Genomic DNA, 20,435 nt, shown 5'->3' with positions numbered 1-20,435 from the left:
CTCGCCCGCTTGCCGGCTTGCCGCGTCTTCGTCGCAGGTCCGTGGCCGTCCGAAAGGCTACGGACCTGCGCTGCGCGGTCGATACGATCGCACACGCCATCGAATCCGGTACGAGGCCCCGGCACCCTCTCCCCGTTGACTCCGGTCGAAGCAGGGGAGAAGTCCGTCTTGGGCAAGCGTGTCGTAGCCCGTCGCCGTCCGTTCGCCCGCCCCGTGCTCCTCGGTGTGTGTCTGATCGCCGTCTTCGTCGGTGGCGGCGCGTTCCTCGCGGGTTGGCCGGGGAGCGGGCCTGCGGCCGACGCCAAGGGCGCCAAGGCCTCGGCGCCCACGACCGAGGCGTCGGAAGCGTCCGAGCCGCCCGCCGCGTCGCCCAGTCCCAGCGGCAGTGTCAGTCCCAGCCCTCGTGCCTCCGCCGATTCGACGCGTCGTATCCCCATACCCGACAACGGCCCCGGCGACTTCACGACCGCCCGCTCCGCCGGTTCGCCGGTCGGCTCCGGCGACACCGTGCGCCGCTACAAGGTCCAGGTCGAGAAGGGCATCCAGCTCTCCGAGCGGCAGGCCGCCGTCGAGATCGAGACAATCCTGGCGCACCCCCAAGGCTGGACCTCCGACGGCCGTAACTCCTTCCAGCTCGTCGGCTCGGGACCGTCCGACTTCGACGTCAAGATAGCGACGCCGGGCACGGTGGACCGGATCTGCGGCGCCGCCGGCCTGCTCACGCGGGGCGAGGTGAACTGCACCGTCGGCCGCACCGTCGTGGTGAATCTCAAGCGGTGGGTGCTGGGGTCCGAGCAGTTCGACGGCCCGGTCACCGAGTACCGCGCGCTGATCATCAATCACGAGGTCGGCCACCGTCTCGGCCGGGGTCATGTCACCTGCGGCGGTGCCGGAAAGCCCGCGCCGGCGATGATGCAGCAGATCAAGGGCCTGTACGGCTGCCGTGCGAATGCATGGCCGTACGCGGAGAACGGGACGTACATCACAGGTCCGGCGGTGCCGTGAAGTCGGGATTATGATGCGAACAGGGGACCGGAGCTCCGATGCCGATTGGAAGGGGCGGACCGCTACCCGGTAGCAATATCGAGGAGACAGAGATGTCGCAGCACCCCGATGCCTCCGGAGCCGGTTCGGACACCCCGAACCTCGACTTCGCGGGTACGACCCCGTACGAGGACTACGTCCAGGCGGACGTCCTCACCCATCTTCAGCACCCGATGTCCGACGACCCGGGCGAGATGGTCTTCCTGGTGACCACCCAGGTGATGGAGCTGTGGTTCACCGTCATCGTCCACGAGTGGGAGACCGCGTCGCGCGCGCTGCGCGAGAACCGGCTGCCGGTCGCGATCGACGCGCTGAAGCGCTCGGTGCGCGAGTTCGAGGCGCTGAACGCGTCGTGGACGCCGCTGAGCCAGCTGACCCCCGCGCAGTTCAACTCGTACCGCAGCGCGCTCGGTGACGGCTCCGGCTTCCAGTCGGCGATGTACCGGCGGATGGAGTTCCTGCTCGGCGACAAGTCGGCTTCCATGCTCGTACCGCACCGGGGCGCGCCGCGTGTGCACGCGGAGTTGGAGAAGGCGCTTCAGGAGCCGAGCCTGTACGACGAGGTGCTGAGCCTGCTGTCGCGGCGCGGGCTGCCGGTGCCGGCGTCGGCGCTGAACCGGGACTTCACGCAGAAGTACGAGCCGTCGACGGTGGTCGAGGAGATCTGGGCCCGGGTCTACGCGGAGCCCGACCAGAACGGTGAAGTCATCAGGCTGGGCGAGGCGTTGACGGACGTCGCCGAGCTGGTGTGGCGCTGGCGCAACGACCATCTCGTTGCGACGCGGCGCGCGATGGGGTCCAAGACCGGGACGGGCGGGTCCGCCGGGGTCGCGTGGCTGGAGAAGCGGGCGCAGAAGAACGTGTTCCCGGAGCTGTGGACGGCGCGCAGCCATGTCTGAGGTGTTGGCCAAGCAGGCCGCCGAACTTGACGCGGACGACCAACTGGCCTCGCGCCGCGAGCTGTTCGCGCTCGACGACGACTCCGTCTACCTGGACGGCAACTCGCTCGGCGCGCTGCCCCGCCACGTACCCGAGCGGGTCCAGGACGTCATCACCCGGCAGTGGGGCGAGCTGCGCATCCGCTCCTGGACCGAGGGTGGCTGGTGGACCGCGCCGGAGCGGATCGGCGACCGGATCGCGCCGCTGGTCGGCGCGGCACCCGGCCGGATCGTGGTCGGCGACTCCACAAGTGTCAACGTCTTCAAGGCGGTTGTGGCGGCGGCCCGGCTGGCCGGGGAGGGCCGCGACGAACTCCTCGTGGACGCCGAGACGTTCCCCACGGACGGGTACATCGCGGAGTCGGCGGCGCGGATGACCGGCCTGCGACTGGTGCCGGTGTCTCCCGGAGACGTATCGACCGCTGTCGGCTCGCGTACGGCCGCCGCGCTCGTCAACCACGTCGACTTCCGTACGGGCAGGCTCCACGACCTGCCCGGCATCACGGCGGCCCTGCACGACGCGGGCGCGCTGGCGATCTGGGACGTGTGCCACAGCGCCGGCGCGCTGCCGGTGGGGCTGGACGCGCACGGGGTCGACCTGGCGGTCGGCTGTACGTACAAGTACCTGAACGGCGGGCCGGGTTCACCGGCCTTCCTGTACGTCTCCGAGCGCCACCAGGCGGCCTTCGACTCCCCGCTGCCGGGTTGGACCTCGCACGCCGACCCGTTCGGGATGACGCCCGGCTACACGGCGGCGGACGGCGCGGCGCGGGGCCGGGTCGGCACGCCGGACATCCTCTCCATGCTGGCGCTGGAAGCGGCGCTCGACGTGTGGGAGGGCGTCTCGCTGGACGCCCTGCGGGCCAAGAGCCTGGCGCTCACGGACTTCTTCCTGCGGTGCGTGGACGCGTACGCCCCGGCGGGCCGGGTCACCTCGCTGACGCCGGTGGCGCACGCGGAGCGCGGCAGCCAGGTGGCACTGCGCTGCGCGGAGGCGCCCGCGGTGATGGCGGAGCTGATCGCGCGCGGCGTGATCGGCGACCTGCGACGACCGGACGTGCTGCGGTTCGGCTTCACGCCGCTGTACGTGGGCTTCCGCGACGCGGAGCGGGCGGCGCGGGTGCTGGGGGAGGTCCTGCGGGACGTACCGGCCTGAACGTGCCGCCGGGGCGGGGGATCGCTGGTCGAGCCCTCGCTCCGGGGGCGGGCGCCGCAGGGGCCCGGCCCGGAAGCCGGTGCGGAGGTCAGGGAGGTGCGGGCGGACCGAGTCGGCGGCCGACGGCCTGCCCCAGTTCGGTGAGCTGCTCGCTGTCGGGTCGGACGCCGAGCTGGTCGGCGAGGTCGGTGAGGTGGAGGTCCACGGCGGCCTCGACCAGGGACGCCAGGACGGCCGCCGCGCCGCGGGCCCGTGCCACGGCGGTGAGCAGCACACCGGCGCCGATCAGCGCGGCGGGCCACCAGAGCACGGCCAGCGCGGCGTAGAGCAGGCCCCAACCGGCGAGGCGGGCAGCCGAGTTGTACGCCGTGTGGGCGCCGGACAGGTCGGCGCGCGGGGCGTCCGGGAGCATCGTCCAGAGCCGGGGCCAGACCAGGTCCACGTCGAGGGCGTAGCGCGTGCGCACCCGGACGGCGACCGCGTGGAAGGCGTCTCCGACGCGGGTGGGGCGATGTGGTTCCCGCTGCGCCCGCAGGCGCAGGGCACGTTCGGCGCGTGCCTGTCGGGCCCGCGCCGAGACCGGGTCCGGCGGCGGCTCACCGCGATCGGCGGTGACCGCGTGGGCGACGGCGCGTCGGGCGCGCTCCGAGTACCACCTCTCCCACCACCTCCGGCGCCACCGCAGCAGCCGGCCGAGCCCCGGCCCCGTCCCGTCGGCGCCCCACAGCCGCTGAAGCAGCGCGCCCAGCCCGCCGGCCGCCAGACCCGCGGCGCCGGCCGCGAGCAGCGCGGCGGCCACGGTCAGCAGGATGGCGGCCGGGCTGTTCCCGGCCCGGTTCGTGGCGATCTCGTCGAGCCACGTGTGAAGCCGTGCCACGTCGAACGGGTGTGACTGGCCGAGCCGCGCGGCGACGACGAGAGTCGCGACCCACAGCAGCCCGGACAGGACCACGGTCTGCAGCCATCGGTCCGCGATCCAGGTGCCGATCCCGGCGAGCAGTCCGGGCATCAGGCCGCCGGGAAGGCGCGCAGCGGTTCGTCGCCCGCCGCGCACAGGGGCGAGGACGCCCCGGCTTCGTCCGGGAGGACCACTCGTCCGCAATTGCCCCACGGACAGACCCAGGCGCTCGCCGTGCCGCCTTCCGGAGGCAGGCCGAATCCCAGGGGCAGTTGTGCGTTGCCGTACTCGCGCACGTCGAGTGCGGACAGGCCGTGCCGGACGCAGGCGTCCTCGATGGTGTCCAGCAGCTCCGTCTCGCGGGCTCCCCCGGCCGTCGCCGTTCCGCTCCGAACCAGTTCGAGCAGTTCGCGCAACTGCGGTCCCGCTCCGGCGGTGTCGATCTCCGCCGCCATCGACTCGTGCCGGGTGAGCTGGTCGCACAGCACACCCAGTCGGTTCCGCGTGCCGTTCCGCGACCTCGCCACCCTGCCACCCCCACAGCGTCTTTCGGCGTCTCTCGGCGTCTCGGCGTGTCAACTAGCCTTCATTCAGGCTGATTTGTCAATCTATCATTCAGTAGCCGGAGCAGCCTGAATCGGAGGACGGGATGGCCGATCGGGATCTGCTCGGTGACCTTCGGCGGTGTATCGGGGCAGCCGTGGACGCGGACGACGCCACCGGGTTGTTCGCGGACGGCGCGGAACGTACGGCCGCCGCCCTGACATCGGTCACCGACCCGGCGACCGATGTCGAGGCGAGCCACGTTCTGGGCGTGTACCACTGGATCCGGCTCACCGCGCTGCCGGAGGGGCCGGCGCAGGAGGAGGCGCTGATCGAGGCCGTGCGCTTTCTGGCCCCTGTGCACGACGTGGACCCGGAGGCCGTACCGGAGCCGTTGCGCTTCGTCTTCGCGAGCGGGGAGGACGGGGACGGGGAGGCCGCCGACGGCGAGGGTGAGGAATCGTTCGGCGAGGAGGCCCTGGCACTCGGCCTCGCCGTGTACCGGGCGTACGAGCGGGGCCGCCATCTTCCGTTGCTGCCCCGGGCCGTCGAGCTGTTCCGCGCGGCGATCACCGGGCCGTTCGAGCGTCCACTCGACCGGGCCATGGCCCTCAACAATCTCGGGCTCGTCCTTCGGCAGACGTACGAGCTGACCAAGGACACCGAAACGCTGGACGAGGCGCTCACGGTGTCCCGGGAGGCGGCCCGCGCCACCGACCATCCCGAACACGCCATGTTTCTCACCAACTTGGGACTCGCCCTGTTCCAGCGGCACATGCGTGACAAGAACGCGGAGACGGACACCCGGACGCTCGACGAAGCGCTCGACGCCGCCCGCGGGGCCGTCGTCACGACCTCGCCCGACCACCCCAATCTGACGATGTATCGCAACAACCTCGCCATCATCCTGCACATGTGGGCCGATGCCGAGGCCGATCCGGTGGCAGGCGCCGAGGCCATCGGGCTGACCCGGGGCGTTGTCGCCGCCATGGCCGCCGGTGACCCCGCCCGAGGCACCCAGCTCCATATCCTCCTCATCGCTCTTCAGAAGCAGTACGGGCGTACGGCGGCAGAGATCGACCAACTCCTCGAAGCGGTCGCCGTCGGGCGAGAAGCCGCCACCGTGCTCCCCACCGGCTCGCCCGCGCGCGCCGACTGTCTGGACCGGCTTGCCGGCTGCCTCAACGGGCTCTTCAAGCTCACGGGAGACCTGTCGACGCTGCGCGAAGCGATCGCCGTCTCGCGGACCGCGGTCGACGCCGCCCCGGCCGACCGCGCGCGGTATCTCCACAACCTCGGTACCGGCCTTCGTACGTTGGCCGAACACAGCACGAACCCCTCCGCGGCGGAGGAGGCGGTCGCCGTCGCGCGGGCCGCGGTCGACGCCTCCGACGACGACCGCGACAACGCCTCCCACGACGCCTCCCACGACGACCCCGAACGCCTGGGGCGGCTGAGCGGCTTGGCCGCCGCGCTCCTTCAGCGGTACGAGTACACGGGGGACGTCGGTCAACTCGTCGAGGCCGCCGCGTGCGAGCGTGCCGTCATCGAAGCCACGCCCGTCGACCACCCCGACCGTCTTCGGTCCATGAACAACCTCGGCATGGCACTGCGCCTGCGCTACGAGACCGTCGGCGGGGACGACCTTCTGGAGGAGGCGGTCGACATCGGCCGGGCGGTCGTCGCCGCGCTGCCCGACGGGCATCCGTATCTGGCGATGGCCCTGAGCAATCTCGGCAACGCCCTGTCCAGGAAGAACGGACGCGACGGCGGACTTGAGCGGGTGCCGGAGTCCGTCACGTACGCCCGTGCCGCCGTCGAGGTCACACCCGTCGGTCATCCCGACCGTCCCAAGTGGCTGAACAACTTCGGCATGGCACTCCAGACGCAGTCGAACTGGGCGGGGACACGCGAACCTCTTGAAGAGGCGGTCGCCGTCCTGCGGGAGGCCGTCGCCGCGCTGCCCGAGGGGCATCCGCATCTGGCCATGGCCCTGGGGAATCTCGGCAACGCCCTGAGCAGCCTCTTCGACCAGACCGGCGAACTCCCCTTGCTACGGGAGGCCGCCACGACGGGCCGCAGGGCCGTCGACGCCACCCCCGCCCGGAACGCGCACTACGCCGCCTCCTTGAACAATCTCGGCCTCATCCTGCAACTGCTGTCCTGGTACACAGGCGACTCCGTGCCGCTGCGGGAAGGGATCGAGGCATCCCGCGCCGCCGTCGCCGCCGTCTCCGACGACCACCCCAACCGCGGGCATTTCCTGGGGACTCTCGGGTCCGCCCTACAGATGAATTTCCAGCGCACCGGGGAGAGCGAGGACATCGCGGAGGCGGTCGCGGTCTGCCGCGAGGCCGTCGCCGCCTTCCCCTACGGCCATCCGTATCGCGCGCAGCAGTTGCTCGGGCTCTCCAGCGCCTTGTTCGCACAGGCATCGCGGGACCGGGACGCCCGAACGGCGTCCGAGGCGGTGGACATGGTCCGCCTGGTCGTCGAGGCCACCCCCGCCGACCACGCCAACCGCAACCGCGTGCTGGTCAACCTGAGCGCCGCCCTGTTGCTGCGGTTCAGCCACGACGGCGACCCCGACGGGCTGTACGAGGCGGTCGACGCCACGCGCGAGGCCGTCGCGATCACCCCGGTCGGCCTGCCGTACGCCGCGAACGCGCTCAACAACCACGCCGCCTCTCTCCACATGCTGTACACGCACACCGGTGAGGCCGGCCTGCTGGACGAGATCCTGGCCTCCTCCCGGTCGGCGGCCCTGGACGACACCGCTCCGGTCTGGACCCGGATCGCTTCCTACCGGACGATCGCCATCCTGGCGGCGAGGGACGACGCCGGGGCGCACGAAGCGCTCGCGGCGGCCGAGTCGGCCGTCGCGCTGCTCCCGCAGATCGGTCTCGGCGCGCTGGACCTCACCGACCGGGGGCACTTGATCGGCGAGGCGGGCTCGCTCGCGGGGGCCGCTGCCGCCGCCGCGCTGAACGTCGGGCGCGCGCACCGGGCCGTCGAACTGCTGGAACAGTCACGTGGGGTGCTGACGGCCGAGTCCGTCGCGGACGGGGGCACCGACTTCGACCGGTTGCGGTCGGCGGCGCCGCACCTGGCGGAGGCCGTCGGCGAGGTACGGAACCGACGCGCGGCCCTCGACCGCCAGGCCCCCACAGCCGTCGAAGCTCCCGCACCTCCCACACCTCCCACGCCTCATGCACCTCCCGCACCTTCCGAAGTACCCCCATCCGCACCCGCACGCATCGACGCCTCCATGGCCGCCGAAACCTCCGCGCCCGCCGAAGCCCGTGCCGCCGCCCGCCGCGAGGCGCAGGCCGAATGGGACCAACTGCTCACCCGCATCCGCTCCCTGGACGGCTTCTCCGGCTTCCTCACACCGCCCGGAGCCGCCGACCTCACCGCCCAGGCCGCCGACGGCCCGGTGGTGTACGTCTCCGCCGCGCCCACCCGCTGCGACGCGCTCGTCCTCACCGGTGACCCCGACGATCCCGTACATGTCGTGCCTCTGCGCGGCCTCACCGACACGGAGGCCGTGCGCCGCATCATGACGTTGGGGACGGCCATCGAGGCCACCGGCGACCCCTCCGTCGATCCGGTCGGCCGCCGCACCGCCCAGCGCGACATCCTGGGCGTACTGGCCTGGCTCTGGGACACGATCGGCGAACCGGTCCTGGCCGCCCTCGGTCTTACGGGTCCCCCACCACCGGGCGAGCCCTGGCCGCGCGTGTGGTGGTGCCCCGTCGGCATCCTCGCGTACCTGCCGCTGCACGCCGCCGGCCATCACGAGGACCTGGCCGACGACTCCGCCCGGCGCCAACTGCCGCGCACGGTCCTGGACCGGGTCGTCTCCTCGTACACCGCCACCGTGCGTGGGCTGGCCCGTGCCCGTACCCGCGAAGGCGCGACCGATCCGGGGACCCGGACCGCGATCGTCGCCGTCCCGGAGGCTCCCGGCGCGGGCCTTCTGGCGGGCGCCGCCACCGAGGCGGACCTGCTCACCGGGCTCGTCCCGGGCGCCGCGGTCCTTCCCGGCCCGACCCGGTCGTCCGTGCTCGCGGCGCTTCCCCACCACCGGGTGGCGCACTTCGCCTGCCACAGCGAGCCTCATCGGACCGACCCCTGGCGCGGCAGGCTGATCCTCCAGGACCACCGGACGGATCCACTGACCGTCGCCGACATCGGCGCGCTGCGCCTGGACGGCGGGCTCGCCTTTCTGTCCGCCTGCAACACCACCCTGACGGCCCCGCGCCTGGCCGACGAGGCGCTTCATCTGACGGGCGCGTTCCAACTCGCGGGCTATCCACATGTGGTGGGCACCCAGTGGCCCGTGGCCGACCGGGCCGCCCACCAGCTGGCGGCCGACTTCTACGCCCGCCTCACGGCCGACGGGACCACCCCGCCCCATCCGGCCCTTTCCGCCGAGGCCCTGCACCACGCCACCCGGCGCCTGCGCGCCGGCTATCCCGTCACACCCACCGTCTGGGCCGCGCATACGCACACGGGTGCCTGACGGAGCGTCGCGGGCGTCGGCCGATGAGCCCCACCCACCACCTGGGGATATCCCCACCTCGCAGATGGGTGCCTCCGTCATGGGATCGGGGCGCCCGTTCCAACAGGCTGATGACCATGAGCACATACGCCAGAACCTCACGCCGCCCGCGCCTGCCCGTGGTCACCGCGCTCGTCACCGCCGCCGTCTGCGCCGTGTCCCTCGGGGTGTCCGCCGGGCCCGCGCCCGCGCGGGGGACCGACGGTGGTGACAGGGCCTCCGCGGGGGAGGCCCTGTCGCAGAAGCAGTTGCAGCGTGAGGTGAACAGCACGCTGAAGAAGGCCGGGTACATCGGCATCTCCGTACAGGTGCGTGACGGACAGCGCCGTACGTACGCCGTCGCCGGGGAGGCCGAACTGGGCACCGGGCGGCCGGTGTCGCACGAGGCCAACTTCCGCGCGGCCAGCATCACCAAGACGTTCGTGTCGACGGTAGTCCTCCAACTCGTCGCCGAGGGGCGGCTGTCGCTGGACGACACCGTGGAGAAGTGGCTGCCCGGCGTCGTGGCGGGGAACGGCAACGACGGCAGCCGCATCACGCTGCGCCATCTCCTCCAGCACACCAGCGGCGTCTACAACTACGACTTCACCGAGGACACCGGCGACACGGCCGCCGACTTCGAGCGGACCAGGTTCGACCACCACGACCCGGAGGAGGCGGTGGCCGGGGCGATGAAGCACCAGCCGGACTTCGAACCCGCCGACCCCAACGACCCGAAGCCCGAGTGGAGTTACTCCAACACCGGCTACATGCTCGCCGGGATGATCATCGAGAAGGCCACGGGCAAGTCGTGGGATACGGAGGTCCGCGACCGTATCGTCCGCCCGTTGGGGCTCACCCAGACGTACGCCCCCGGTGACGACCCGAGCCTCAAGGGGCCGTACACGCACACGTATCAGCAGCTTCCCGGGTCCACCGCCATGACGGACACCACCATCCGTAATGTGTCGTGGGCGTCGGCCGCCGGCGAGCTGGTCTCCGGCGAGCGCGACCTGGACAAGTTCCTGACGGCCCTTCAGCGCGGCAGGCTGCTGCCGCCGGCCGAGATGGCCGAGCTGCGCAAGGTGGTTCCCGCCGGCGAGGACTTCCAGGTGGTCTTCCCCGGGCTGCACTACGGGCTCGGGGTGATGCGGCAGCCGCTGAGCTGCGGCGGATTCCGCTGGGGACACGGCGGTGACCTGGAAGGGCAGACCATCAGGACGGCCGTCAGCGAGGACGGGCAGCGGTCGGTCGTCATCAACGCGAGCGGCAAGAAGTCGGACGACGAGTGGTTGCTGGGCGCGGAGAAGGCCGTCCAGGCGCTGCTCGACCGGGCGATCTGCGGCGGCGACCGGTGATGCGGCGACGGTCCGTGACGGCGGCGCTGGGCGGGGTCGCGGTGGCGCAGGCGGTGGGCGTCGTGGGTGTGACCGGCCATGCGTGGGCGTCGTCGGGGGAGTCCGCGCCCTCCCCGTTGCAGCGGGACGCCGACGCCGTGCACCGCGCGGGGGCGATCGGCGTCGCGGCCGTGCAGCACACCCCCTCGGGCGTCACCGTCGCGTACGGCGGCGTGTCCGACCTGCGTACGGGAGCGGCGGTACGGCCCGACGCCAAGTACCGCGCGGGCAGCACGATCAAGACGCTCGTGTCGGCCGTTGTCCTCCAACTCGTCGGCGAGGGACGGCTGTCGCTCGACCACACCGTGGACCGCTGGCTGCCGGGAGTCGTGGACGGCCAGGGCAACGGGAACGACGGGCGCCGTATGACGGTCCGTCAGCTCCTCCAGCACACCAGCGGGGTGCGCAGCTACACCGGTCTGCGCGAGGTCTTCCCCGCCGGATACTCGGCCGACGGCTACTACGCGAACCGCTTCCGCCGTTACAGCGCGCGGGAGTTGGTCGCCCCGGCGGTGCGCGAGCGCCCGGTCTTCGAACCCGGCACCGGCTGGTCGTACTCCAACACCAACTACGTACTCGCCGGGATGATCATCAAGGCGGTGACGGGGAACTCCTGGCGTACGGAGGTACGTGACCGGGTCGTGCGCCCACTGAGGCTGAGCGGTACGAGCCTGCCGGGCGACGATCCGAACCTCCCGGCGCCGTACTCGCACGGCTACCACACCTTCGCGGAGGACGGCCGCCGGATCGACACCACGCTCTTCAACTCCACGGCCGCCGACGCCTCCGGGGATCTGGTCACCACTCCCGAGGACGTCAACCGTGTCTTCGCCGCGCTGATCACGGGGCGGCTGCTGCGCCCCGCGCAGCTCGCCGAGATGCGGCGGACGGTGCCGATCCCCGACGAGCCGGGGCGGGCCTACGGCCTGGGGCTGGAGACCACCGCGCTGCCCGGCGGCGGCTTCTACTGGCATCACGGGGGCAACGCGCTGGGGTACTCCAGCGAGAACGGCGTCACGGTGGACGGCGGCCGGGCGGTGACGGTGGTGGTGAACAGCTTCGACGAGGCGGACGAGGCGCGGCAGGAGAGTACGGACAAGGCGGTGAAGGCGCTGATCGCGGGGGCGCTGACGCGCGCGGACTGAGTGCGGCGGTGGCGGGGCCGTCGGCGGTGGGGCCGGGCCGTAAACCTGTGGCGTGGATGCTGATAGCGTCCCCGCTGATCAGGTCAATTCGGGTCTCTCATCGAAAGGTTGGAGCAGCGTGTCGGATTCCGCCGCCCAAGATTCCGCCGCCGACTCCACCGACGTCGGCGCGGTCGCCCGTGACCGTGCCGAGATGGCGGCGCTGTTGTCGCGCCCGAGGGTGGAGCCGGACGTCACCTCGGCGTACGGGGCGCACCCTGACCAGGTGGTCGACTTCTACGCGCCGCGCGGCGGGCGCGAGGGTGTGCCGCTGGTGGTCGTGCTGCACGGCGGGGAGTGGCGGGCGCAGTACGACAGGGCGCATCTGACGCCGTTCGCCGGCTTCCTGGCGCGGCGCGGGTTCGCCGTCGCGAACGTGGAGTACCGGCGGGGGAGCGACGGCGACGTGTCCGGCGAGCCGTTCGCCGGCCGGTGGCCCGAGACCTTCGACGACATCGCCGCCGTGATGGACGCGCTGCCCGCGCTCGTCGCCGACGCCCTCCCGCAGGCCGATCCGCGCCGGATCGTGGTCACCGGGCACTCCGCCGGTGGCCATCTCGCGCTCTGGGCGGCGGCGCGGCATGTGCTGCCCGAGGGGTCGCCGTGGCGGCTGGACTCGCCCCCGAGGCTGCGCGGTGTCGTCGCGATCGCGCCCATCGCGGACTTCACGACCGCTGTCGAGCTGGGTGTGTGCGGCGGAGCCGTCGTACAACTCCTCGGTGGGGAAGGGGAGTTGAAGGGGCGCAAGGACAGTGCGGACCCGTCGGCCCTGCTGCCCACCGGGATCGCCACCGCCGTCGTGCAGGGCCGGGACGACGACGTCGTGCCGCAGGCCGTGGCCGAGGCGTACGTCGACGCCGCCGCCAGGGCCGGGGAGATGGTCGGCATCACGCTGCTGGAGGACGTCGGGCACTACGCGCCGGTCGACCCGGGTGCGGACGCGTGCGCGGTCGTGGCGGAGGAACTGGCGCAGCTCGCGTACTGACCGCCGATGGTCGAGTGCGCCGTACTTGCGGACGGAAGCTGACCGCAAGCCCTCCTACCTTCGGCACATGACCAACAACGCGAACGTCTACCTCGTGACAGGCGCCACCGGCACCGTGGGCCGCCAGATAGTCCTCGAACTGCTCAGCCGCGGCCACTCCGTACGCGCCCTGACCCGCGACCCCGCCAAGGCGGACTTCTCCGACTTCCCCGACGGTGTCGAGGTGGTACGCGGCGACCTCGCCGATCCGGCGTCGCTCGCCCCGGCGCTGGAAGGCGTCACCGGGCTGCATCTGATCACCTTCGACGGCGGGGGTTTCGCGGCGCTGGAGACCGGCCCCGAGATCGTCGGGCTGGCGGCGGCGGCCGGTGTGCGCCGGATCACCGTGCTCAACGGCGGCGGCGACACCCCGCTCCAGGACGCGGTGACGGGGAGCGGCATTCCGTGGACCGTGCTCATGCCCGTCGAATTCATGGCCAACGCGCTGGCGTGGGCGGAGGACATCCGTGCCGAGGACACCGTGCGTGAGCCGTTCGTCGGGCGGCTGAGCGCCATGGTCCACGAGGGCGACATCGGTGCCGTCGCCGCCGTCGCGCTCAGCGAGGACGGGCACGGCGGCAAGAGGTATCTGATCACCGGGCCCGAGGCGCTGACGATCCACGACAAGGCGGACGCGCTGGCCGGTGCCCGCGGCCGGAAGATCGAGGTGGTCGAGCTGACCGAGGCGCAGGCGCTGGAGCAGTGGCGGGCGGCCGGGCAGAGCGAGGAAGTGATCGGCTTTCTGCTGGAGGTGTACGGGAACACGCCGCCCGAGGGCCGGACCCCGATCGGGACGGTGGCGGAGGTCACAGGGCGTCCCGCGCGTACGTTCGCGCAGTGGGCGGCCGAGCACGCGGACGCGTTCCGGCGTACCGCGTAGGAACCCGCACAGGGACCGCGTACGAGCCGCGTGTAGCTCTCGTGGGTGGGCTCGTAGTACCTGGGAGGGACGGGAAAGGATCCCTATCACTGGTGACGACCGGTGCCTGTCCCTCCCCTTACCTTTGAAAACGTGACGAACACGCAGACGAAGACGACGAAGACCGCGACGGGGAAAGCCCGGAGCCCCGAGTTCCGCCTGGCCGAGGGCATGCTCAAGGGCCTGCGCCAGGACCTCTTCACCGATGCCTTCGCCTACCGGCCGCTGCCGCGCATGGCGACGGACGGTGTGATCACACGCCGGCTGCCGGATTCGATACGGGAGTATGCGGGCTGGTTCCCGCACTTCGCGATCGTCTCCTGCGCGCTGTTCGCGCTGATCATCGGAATCGGCAACGGGGCGGGTGTCGACCTGCTCGCGGTGGCGCCCGTTCTGCTGGTCCTCGTCAGGCCCGTCGCGGCCTGGTGGCTGGCCCTCGCGGTCACCGCGTTCACCGGCGCGGTGGCTTCCTACTACTCCGACTGGCCTTGGACGCCCTCCGCCTTCGCCTCGTATCTGGCCGTGATGACGATCGTCGCGATACGGACGAACCCGCGCACCGCGGCCTGGATGTGGATAGTCACCCTGGCGTACGCGCTGTTCGTCGGGACACTCTTCAGCGGGGGATACGCGTACGGGTACGGCTCGACCAGCGCGCCCATGCTCTTCGTCTCCGCGCTCACCCTGCTGACGGTCTCCGCGATACATATCCGCCGTGACGCGAAGAACGAGGTGGCGGTGCAGCTGAGCGTCAACGCGGTCGAGCGCGGCCGGCGCACGCTCCTCGAAGAGCGCACCACCATCGCCCGCGAGCTGCACGACGTCGTCGCGCACCACATGTCGGTCGTCGCGATCCAGGCGGAGGCCGCGCCCTACCGCGTGGAGAATCCGCCGCCCGAGCTGGAGAAGGCGTTCGCCACCATCCGGGAGAACGCCGTCGCCGCGCTGACCGAGCTGCGCCGGGTCCTCGGAGTCGTACGGGCGGAGGACTACGACGCCCCGGACGCCCCACAGCCGACCCTCGCCGACCTCGAAGGGCTGCTCTCCAATGTCCGTGAGGCGGGCCTGACCGTGGAGAAGACGGTCACCGGAGCGGTCCGGGCACTGCCGCAGGGCGTCGAGCTGTCGGCGTACCGCATCATCCAGGAAGCGCTCAGCAACGCCCTGCGGCACGCGCCGGGGGCGACGGCGACGGTCGAGGTCTCGTACGTGCTGGGCGGGCTCGGCCTGCGGATCGTCAATACGCCGCCGCGGGGGCTGGTGAAGCCCTCACCGGGGGCCGGGCACGGGATAACGGGGATGCGGGAGCGGGTGTCCATGCTGAACGGGGAGATGACGGCGAAGCTGCTGCCGGACGGTGGCTACGAGGTGGCGGCGTACATACCGGTCGCCGCCCAGGACGAGGACGAGCGCCAGGACGCCGCCCCGGCGGCCGAGGGGGAGCGGTCATGACGATTCGGGTACTGATCGTCGACGACCAGGTGATGGTCCGCGAGGGCTTCTCGGTGCTGCTGAACGCGATGCCGGACATCGAGGTCGTGGGCGAGGCGGTGAACGGCCGCGAGGCCGTCACCCAGGTCGCGGCTCTCTCCCCCGACGTGGTCCTGATGGACATCCGGATGCCGGAGCTGAACGGCATCGAGGCGACGCGCGAGATCGTGGCGGCGAACGCGGACGCGAAGGTCCTCGTCCTGACCACGTTCGACCTGGACGAGTACGTGTACCAGGCGCTGCGGGCGGGAGCCTCCGGCTTCCTCCTCAAGGACGCGTCGGCGCGCCAACTGGCCGACGGCGTCCGTGTGGTGGCCTCCGGCGAGGCACTGCTCGCCCCCACGGTGACGCGCCGGCTGATCACGGAGTTCTCCAAACTCGCGGAGTCCCCGCGCCCGCCCGCGCTGGCCCAGATGGGAGAGCTGACGGAACGCGAGACGGAGGTCCTGGTCCTGATCGCCCAGGGCCTGTCCAACGCGGAGATCGCCGGCCACCTCGTCGTGGCGGAGTCCACGATCAAGACGCATGTGAGCCGCATCCTGGTGAAGCTGGGACTGCGCGACCGCACCCAGGCGGCGGTGTTCGCGTACGAGGCGAGGCTGGTCACTCCGGGGTGATCACGCCTTCGCGTGATCACCGGACGATGTCCGTCGGGCTTTGCTCTGGGAGTCGGGGGCGTGGCTCAGTAGCGTGCAGGCATGGCAGTTTCTTCCGATTCCTTCCGCGGGGCGTCCACTCCCGCCGTGTCCTTCGACCCGTGGTCGCTCGACTTCGTCGCCGATCCGTATCCCGCCTACGCGGAGCTGCGTGAGCGTGGCCGGCTGCACTACTTCGAGCCGTCGCGGCAGTGGCTGGTCCCGCACCACGCCGATGTGTCCGCCCTGCTGCGGGACCGGCGGCTGGGGCGGACGTATCTGCATCGCTTCACGCACGAGGAGTTCGGCCGGACGCCGCCGCCCGAGGCGCATGAGCCCTTCCATCTGCTCAACGGCAACGGTCTGCTCGACCTGGAGGCGCCGGACCACACCAGGATCCGGCGGCTGATCTCCAAGGCGTTCACGCCGCGCACCGTGGAGGTGCTGGCGCCGACCGTGCGGCGGCTTGCCGCCGAGCTGGTGGGCGGGCTGTGTGCGGCGGGCGGTGGGGATCTGCTCGCCGAGGTGGCGGAGCCGCTGCCGGTCGCCGTCATCGCCGAGATGCTGGGGGTCCCGGCGGCGGACCGGGCGCTGCTGCGGCCCTGGTCGGCCGACATGTGCGCGATGTACGAGCTGAACCCGACGGAGGACGCGGCGCGGCGGGCGGTCCGGTCGTCGCTCGAATTCACCGACTACCTGCGGGAGTTGATCGCCGCCCGGCGGGCCGCCCCCGGCGGCGACCTGCTCTCGGCGCTGATCGCGGCGCAGGACGCGGGGGACCGGCTGAGCGAGCAGGAGATGATCTCCACCTGTGCGCTCCTGCTCAACGCGGGCCACGAGGCGACGGTCAACACCACCATCAACGGATGGTGGACGCTGTTCCGGCACCCCGAGCAGCTCGCGGCGCTGCGGTCCGGTGAGGCGTCGTTGTCCACAGCTGTGGAGGAACTGCTGCGGTACGACACCCCGCTCCAGATGTTCGAGCGATGGGTGCTCGACGACATCGAGATCGACGGCACGGTCGTGCCACGCGGCGCCGAACTCGCCCTTCTCTTCGGCTCCGCCAACCGCGACCCGTCCCGTTTCGACCGCCCGGACACCGTCGATCTCACCCGGACCGACAATCCGCATGTGACGTTCGGCGCGGGCATCCACTACTGCCTGGGCGCGGCGCTCGGGCGGCTCGAACTGAGCGCGTCGTTCGGTGAGTTGCTGCGCCGCGCGCCGACACTCCGGCTCGCCGCCGAGCCGGAGTGGAAGCCGGGATATGTGATCCGGGGTGTGAAGGAGCTGCTGGTCGAGATGTGACGCCCACCCCCGTGGGGCGCCACACCCCGGCCGTCACTTCGTTTCCAGGTCCCGGCGGCGGAAGCCCGCGAGCCCCAGCCAGATCAGCCCGGCCGCGACGGCGGTGAGGACGAGCATGGGCGTCCAGCTCATGTCGGCGGCCGGGAGCTGCGGCACGTGCCCGAAGGGCGACAGGTTGTTCATCCAGTCCGGGAACTGGAGGATCGACCCGAGATACCCGACCAGGAACGCGTACACGGGCACGATCCACGCCGCCGCCCCGGCGCGCGGGTACCAGCCGAAGATCGCGACGGCCACGCCCACCGTCACCCACAGCGCCGGCGCGTACGCGAGTGCGGCGCCGACCAGTTGGAGGACGAGGCCGCCGTCCCCGACCGAGGCCGCGCCCGAGAGGCCGAAGCCAAGACCGGCCGCGAGCAGCAGCGCCGTACCCCCGGCGAGGGCGACGGCCACATGGCTGCCCACCCAGCGGTCGCGGGACAGGCCGGTGGCCAGCAGCGGTTCGGCGCGGCCCGCGCTCTCCTCGGCGCGCGGCCGGAGCGCGGCCATCACCACGTACACGGCGGCGACCACGGCGATGACGACCATGACCATCGACGCGAACGACTCCGCGATGGACGAGCCGCCGATCTTGGCCAGCGCCTCCTGGACCTGCTCGATGTCCTTCATCATGTCGGCGGCGTCGCCGAGGATGGAGCCGTACATCACGCCCATCACGAAGAGCCCCGCGCCGAAGCCCAGCAGGGTCGCCCGGTGCAGTCGCAGCGCGAAGCCGAACGGCCGGGTGAGCGCGTCGGAGGCGGTACGGCGGCCGAGCCGGGCGGAGCGCAGGCCCGCGCCGACGTCGCGCCGCGTGCTCAGCACGAAACCGGCGGCGGCGGTCAGCGCGGCGAGCGCCAGACACAGCAGCAGCGGCCACCAGCGGTTGTCGACGAAGACGTACGTGCGCTGGGCCCAGCCGATCGGTGACAGCCAGGACAGCGCGTCGTTGCCCACGTCGCCTGAGGCGCGCAGCACATAGGCGACGCCGATCACGGCGAGCGCCATGCCGGAGGCGCCGCGCGTATGGGCGGTGATCTGTACGGTGACGGCGGCGACGCCCGCGAAGACGAGACCGACGGCGGCGTGCGTGAGCCCGTACAGCAGTGCCTCGCTCGTGCCGATCCCGTCGATGCCCGTCGAGAGGACACTCAGCGTCAGCAGGGCGGCGAGCGCGAGGTTGGCGACGGTCGCGACGACCAGCGCGGCCGCGAGCTGCGCGTGGTGGCCGACGACGGTGGAGCGCACCAGTTCGGCGCGGCCGGTCTCCTCCTCGTTGCGGGTGTGCCTGGTGACGATCAGGACGCTCATGAGGCCGACGAGGACGGCCATGAAGCCGAGGAGTTGGTGGCCCATCATCGAGCCGATGTTGTAGTCGTCGAGGTAGTGGTGCGGGCCGGTCATGGCGAGCGCGGCGGGGCTGTCCATGGAGCTGACGGCCGTGGCGCGTTCCTCGGCGGTGGCGTACAGCGTCTTGAACTCGGTGACCGTGGACAGCGTGCCGAGGGTGAGGGCGAGCACCCAGACGGGGATACGGACGCGGTCCCGGCGCAGGCCGAAGCGGATCAGCGTCCCGGTGCCGGCGAGGGCGCCGGAGCCGGTCCGGTCGGGCGCGGAGGTGTGGCCGGCGGCGGGTGCCGTGACGGTGGTCATCGGGCAGCCCCACTGGTGCCGGTGCCGGTGCCGGTGCCCGAGTCGGCGGCGGCCGGGACGTCTTGGAAGTCGTCGTCGGAGTTGTCGGAGTCGTCGCCCACGCCGCCGGGGTGCCCGCCCACGGCCAGTTCGTCGCCGTAGTGCCGCAGCATCAGTTCTTCGAGCGTCGGCGGGTGGCTGATCAGGCCCCGGATGCCGAATTCGCCGAGCGTGCGGATCGCGGCGTCGAGGTGCGCGCCGTCGACGGCGAAGTGCACCCTGCGGTCGGTCAGCCGCACCCCGTGGACGCCGGGCAGGGCGTCGAGTCCGGTGGCCGGGCGCTCGGTCTCGGCCTCGACGGTCGTACGGGTGAGGTGCCGCATCTCGCTGAGCGTGCCGGACTGTACGTTCCGCCCCTGCCGGATGATGCTCACGCGGTCACAGAGCTTCTCGACCTGCGCCAGGATGTGGCTGGAGAGCAGCACGGTCTTGCCGGCGGCCTTCGCCTGGAGGATGACGTCCTGGAAGACGACCTCCATGAGCGGGTCGAGACCGGCCGTGGGCTCGTCCAGGAGCAGCAGTTCGGCGTCGGAGGCGAGCGCGGCGACGATGGCGACCTTCTGCCGGTTGCCCTTGGAGTAGGCGCGGCCCTTCTTGGTCGGGTCCAGGTCGAACCGTTCGATCAGCTCGTCCCTGCGCTGCCGGTCCAGCCCGCCGCGCAGTTTGGAGAGCAGGTCGATGGCCTCCCCGCCGGTGAGGTTGGGCCACAGCTCGACGTCGCCGGGTACGTAGGCGAGCCGCCGGTGCAGGGCGACGGCGTCCTTCCACGGGTCCTTGCCGAGCAGTTGGGCGGCGCCGGAGTCGGCGCGCAGGAGCCCGAGAAGGACGCGGATGGTGGTGGACTTGCCGGCGCCGTTGGGGCCGAGGAAGCCGTGGACCTCACCGGATTCGACGGCGAGGTCGAGGCCGTCCAGTGCGTGAGTCCGGCCGAACGACTTGTGCAGTCCGGCGACGGTGATTGCCTTCTTCATGTTTCGGAAAGTACGCTACTTTCAGAAACTTGTGAAGTTAAGGAACCGTATAAAGTGAGACCGCACTGACCAGGGAGAGGAACCAGTGGTGACCGAAGAGACCAGGGACGGCATGGGCGAGCAGCGCGACGCCGAGGTGGTCTCACGCTTCGTCGAACGCTTCGCGGCGCAGCTCGTCGAGGCCGGGATGACGAGGATGCCGGCCCGGGTGTTCGCCGCGCTGCTCTCCTCCGAGCGGGGCGTCATGAGCTCCGCCGAACTCGGCGAGCAGCTCCAGGTGAGCCCCGCCGCCGTGTCGGGCGCGATCCGCTATCTCGCCCAGGTCGACATGGTCACGCGCGAGCGCGAACCGGGCTCGCGGCGCGAGCGCTACCGGGTGCACAGCGATCAGTGGTACGAGGCGCTGACCAGCCGCAATTCGGTGCTGAAGCGGTGGGAGGGCACATTGCGCGAGGGCGTCGAGCAACTGGGCGCCGACACGGCGCCGGGGCGCAGGCTCAACGAGACGATGGCGTTCTTCCAGTTCCTGGAGGACGAGATCGTCGTGGTGATGGACCGCTGGCGCGCACACCGCCTGGAGCGGTTCGGGCACTGAGAAGGCCGGTTCGGGCACGGAGAAAGCCGGCCGGGGGCACGCCCGGCGGGCGACCACG

At 71.7% G+C, this 20,435-nt stretch carries 16 protein-coding genes; 12 read left to right on the top strand and 4 right to left on the bottom strand.

All coding sequences use genetic code 11. The features are described from left to right. The first annotated feature begins 168 nt into the window (after positions 1–168). The 3 genes from ACFT9I_RS14600 to kynU all read left to right on the top strand — a co-directional run bounded on the left by ACFT9I_RS14600 (position 169) and on the right by kynU (position 3,138). On the top strand, positions 169–1,005 hold the full coding sequence (locus ACFT9I_RS14600) for a DUF3152 domain-containing protein (protein WP_382564136.1): 837 nt from the start codon (positions 169–171) through the stop codon (positions 1,003–1,005). Positions 1,006–1,097: 92 nt separating this feature from the next. After that, complete coding sequence (locus ACFT9I_RS14595) at positions 1,098–1,943, top strand: tryptophan 2,3-dioxygenase family protein (protein ID WP_382564134.1); 846 nt, start codon at positions 1,098–1,100, stop codon at positions 1,941–1,943. Continuing rightward, entirely contained in the window at positions 1,936–3,138 is a 1,203-nt protein-coding gene (gene kynU / locus ACFT9I_RS14590; protein WP_382564132.1) for a kynureninase, read from the top strand. The genes ACFT9I_RS14595 and kynU overlap by 8 nt, the downstream gene beginning before the upstream one ends. Positions 3,139–3,226: 88 nt before the next feature. Here kynU and ACFT9I_RS14585 read toward each other — a convergent pair whose 3' ends face one another. Beyond that, positions 3,227–4,147 (bottom strand): hypothetical protein, encoded by a 921-nt coding sequence (locus ACFT9I_RS14585; RefSeq protein ID WP_382564130.1) that lies wholly within the window; start codon positions 4,145–4,147, stop codon positions 3,227–3,229. After that, positions 4,147–4,563, bottom strand: coding sequence for a hypothetical protein (locus tag ACFT9I_RS14580; RefSeq protein WP_382564128.1), 417 nt, complete (start codon positions 4,561–4,563; stop codon positions 4,147–4,149). The genes ACFT9I_RS14585 and ACFT9I_RS14580 overlap by 1 nt, the downstream gene beginning before the upstream one ends. A 122-nt stretch (positions 4,564–4,685) precedes the next feature. On the opposite strand from ACFT9I_RS14580, the gene ACFT9I_RS14575 reads away from it, so the two are divergent. The 8 genes from ACFT9I_RS14575 to ACFT9I_RS14540 all read left to right on the top strand — a co-directional run bounded on the left by ACFT9I_RS14575 (position 4,686) and on the right by ACFT9I_RS14540 (position 17,080). Beyond that, positions 4,686–9,104, top strand: a complete 4,419-nt coding sequence (locus ACFT9I_RS14575) for a CHAT domain-containing protein (RefSeq protein WP_382564126.1) — start codon at positions 4,686–4,688, stop codon at positions 9,102–9,104. Between the two features lie 116 nt (positions 9,105–9,220). Continuing rightward, positions 9,221–10,480 carry a serine hydrolase domain-containing protein gene (locus ACFT9I_RS14570; protein ID WP_382564124.1) on the top strand — a complete coding sequence of 420 codons (1,260 nt, stop codon included), beginning with the start codon at positions 9,221–9,223 and terminating at the stop codon, positions 10,478–10,480. Beyond that, positions 10,480–11,664 (top strand): serine hydrolase domain-containing protein, encoded by a 1,185-nt coding sequence (locus ACFT9I_RS14565; RefSeq protein WP_382564122.1) that lies wholly within the window; start codon positions 10,480–10,482, stop codon positions 11,662–11,664. Before ACFT9I_RS14570 ends, ACFT9I_RS14565 begins: the two co-directional genes overlap by 1 nt. Before the next feature lie 118 nt (positions 11,665–11,782). Beyond that, positions 11,783–12,688, top strand: coding sequence for an alpha/beta hydrolase family protein (locus tag ACFT9I_RS14560; protein WP_382564120.1), 906 nt, complete (start codon positions 11,783–11,785; stop codon positions 12,686–12,688). 67 nt (positions 12,689–12,755) lie between these two features. Beyond that, positions 12,756–13,607, top strand: a complete 852-nt coding sequence (locus ACFT9I_RS14555; RefSeq protein WP_382564118.1) for an NmrA family NAD(P)-binding protein — start codon at positions 12,756–12,758, stop codon at positions 13,605–13,607. Between the two features lie 132 nt (positions 13,608–13,739). Continuing rightward, positions 13,740–15,098: a sensor histidine kinase gene (locus ACFT9I_RS14550; protein ID WP_382564116.1), complete on the top strand. Its 1,359-nt coding sequence runs from the start codon at positions 13,740–13,742 to the stop codon at positions 15,096–15,098. After that, entirely contained in the window at positions 15,095–15,754 is a 660-nt protein-coding gene (locus tag ACFT9I_RS14545; RefSeq protein ID WP_382564114.1) for a response regulator, read from the top strand. The genes ACFT9I_RS14550 and ACFT9I_RS14545 overlap by 4 nt, the downstream gene beginning before the upstream one ends. Before the next feature lie 81 nt (positions 15,755–15,835). Continuing rightward, entirely contained in the window at positions 15,836–17,080 is a 1,245-nt protein-coding gene (locus tag ACFT9I_RS14540) for a cytochrome P450 (RefSeq protein WP_382564112.1), read from the top strand. Positions 17,081–17,113: 33 nt separating this feature from the next. On the opposite strand, the gene ACFT9I_RS14535 is transcribed toward ACFT9I_RS14540, so the two are convergent. Together ACFT9I_RS14535 and ACFT9I_RS14530 are read right to left on the bottom strand one after the other, a co-directional pair. Then, on the bottom strand, positions 17,114–18,772 hold the full coding sequence (locus ACFT9I_RS14535) for an ABC transporter permease (protein ID WP_382564111.1): 1,659 nt from the start codon (positions 18,770–18,772) through the stop codon (positions 17,114–17,116). Further along, positions 18,769–19,782: an ABC transporter ATP-binding protein gene (locus ACFT9I_RS14530; protein WP_382564109.1), complete on the bottom strand. Its 1,014-nt coding sequence runs from the start codon at positions 19,780–19,782 to the stop codon at positions 18,769–18,771. Before ACFT9I_RS14530 ends, ACFT9I_RS14535 begins: the two co-directional genes overlap by 4 nt. A 112-nt stretch (positions 19,783–19,894) precedes the next feature. Here ACFT9I_RS14530 and ACFT9I_RS14525 point away from each other — a divergent pair, with 112 nt between their 5' ends. Beyond that, positions 19,895–20,377 carry a GbsR/MarR family transcriptional regulator gene (locus ACFT9I_RS14525; RefSeq protein WP_382564298.1) on the top strand — a complete coding sequence of 161 codons (483 nt, stop codon included), beginning with the start codon at positions 19,895–19,897 and terminating at the stop codon, positions 20,375–20,377. The last annotated feature ends 58 nt before the right edge of the window (positions 20,378–20,435 follow it).

Source organism: Streptomyces sp. NPDC057137 (assembly GCF_042670825.1).
Taxonomy (GTDB): domain Bacteria; phylum Actinomycetota; class Actinomycetes; order Streptomycetales; family Streptomycetaceae; genus Streptomyces.
The sequence above is the reverse complement of the archived record's forward strand: the minus strand, read 5'-3'. Positions and strand labels throughout refer to the sequence as shown.

Coding starts and splice junctions, on each gene's coding strand:
- ACFT9I_RS14595 (WP_382564134.1), top strand. CDS start 1,098: ATGTCGCAGCACCCCGATGCCTCCGGAGCCGGTTCGGACACCCCGAAC.
- kynU (WP_382564132.1), top strand. CDS start 1,936: ATGTCTGAGGTGTTGGCCAAGCAGGCCGCCGAACTTGACGCGGACGAC.
- ACFT9I_RS14585 (WP_382564130.1), bottom strand. CDS start 4,147: ATGCCCGGACTGCTCGCCGGGATCGGCACCTGGATCGCGGACCGATGG.
- ACFT9I_RS14575 (WP_382564126.1), top strand. CDS start 4,686: ATGGCCGATCGGGATCTGCTCGGTGACCTTCGGCGGTGTATCGGGGCA.
- ACFT9I_RS14570 (WP_382564124.1), top strand. CDS start 9,221: ATGAGCACATACGCCAGAACCTCACGCCGCCCGCGCCTGCCCGTGGTC.
- ACFT9I_RS14565 (WP_382564122.1), top strand. CDS start 10,480: ATGCGGCGACGGTCCGTGACGGCGGCGCTGGGCGGGGTCGCGGTGGCG.
- ACFT9I_RS14555 (WP_382564118.1), top strand. CDS start 12,756: ATGACCAACAACGCGAACGTCTACCTCGTGACAGGCGCCACCGGCACC.
- ACFT9I_RS14545 (WP_382564114.1), top strand. CDS start 15,095: ATGACGATTCGGGTACTGATCGTCGACGACCAGGTGATGGTCCGCGAG.
- ACFT9I_RS14540 (WP_382564112.1), top strand. CDS start 15,836: ATGGCAGTTTCTTCCGATTCCTTCCGCGGGGCGTCCACTCCCGCCGTG.
- ACFT9I_RS14535 (WP_382564111.1), bottom strand. CDS start 18,772: ATGACCACCGTCACGGCACCCGCCGCCGGCCACACCTCCGCGCCCGAC.
- ACFT9I_RS14530 (WP_382564109.1), bottom strand. CDS start 19,782: ATGAAGAAGGCAATCACCGTCGCCGGACTGCACAAGTCGTTCGGCCGG.
- ACFT9I_RS14525 (WP_382564298.1), top strand. CDS start 19,895: ATGGGCGAGCAGCGCGACGCCGAGGTGGTCTCACGCTTCGTCGAACGC.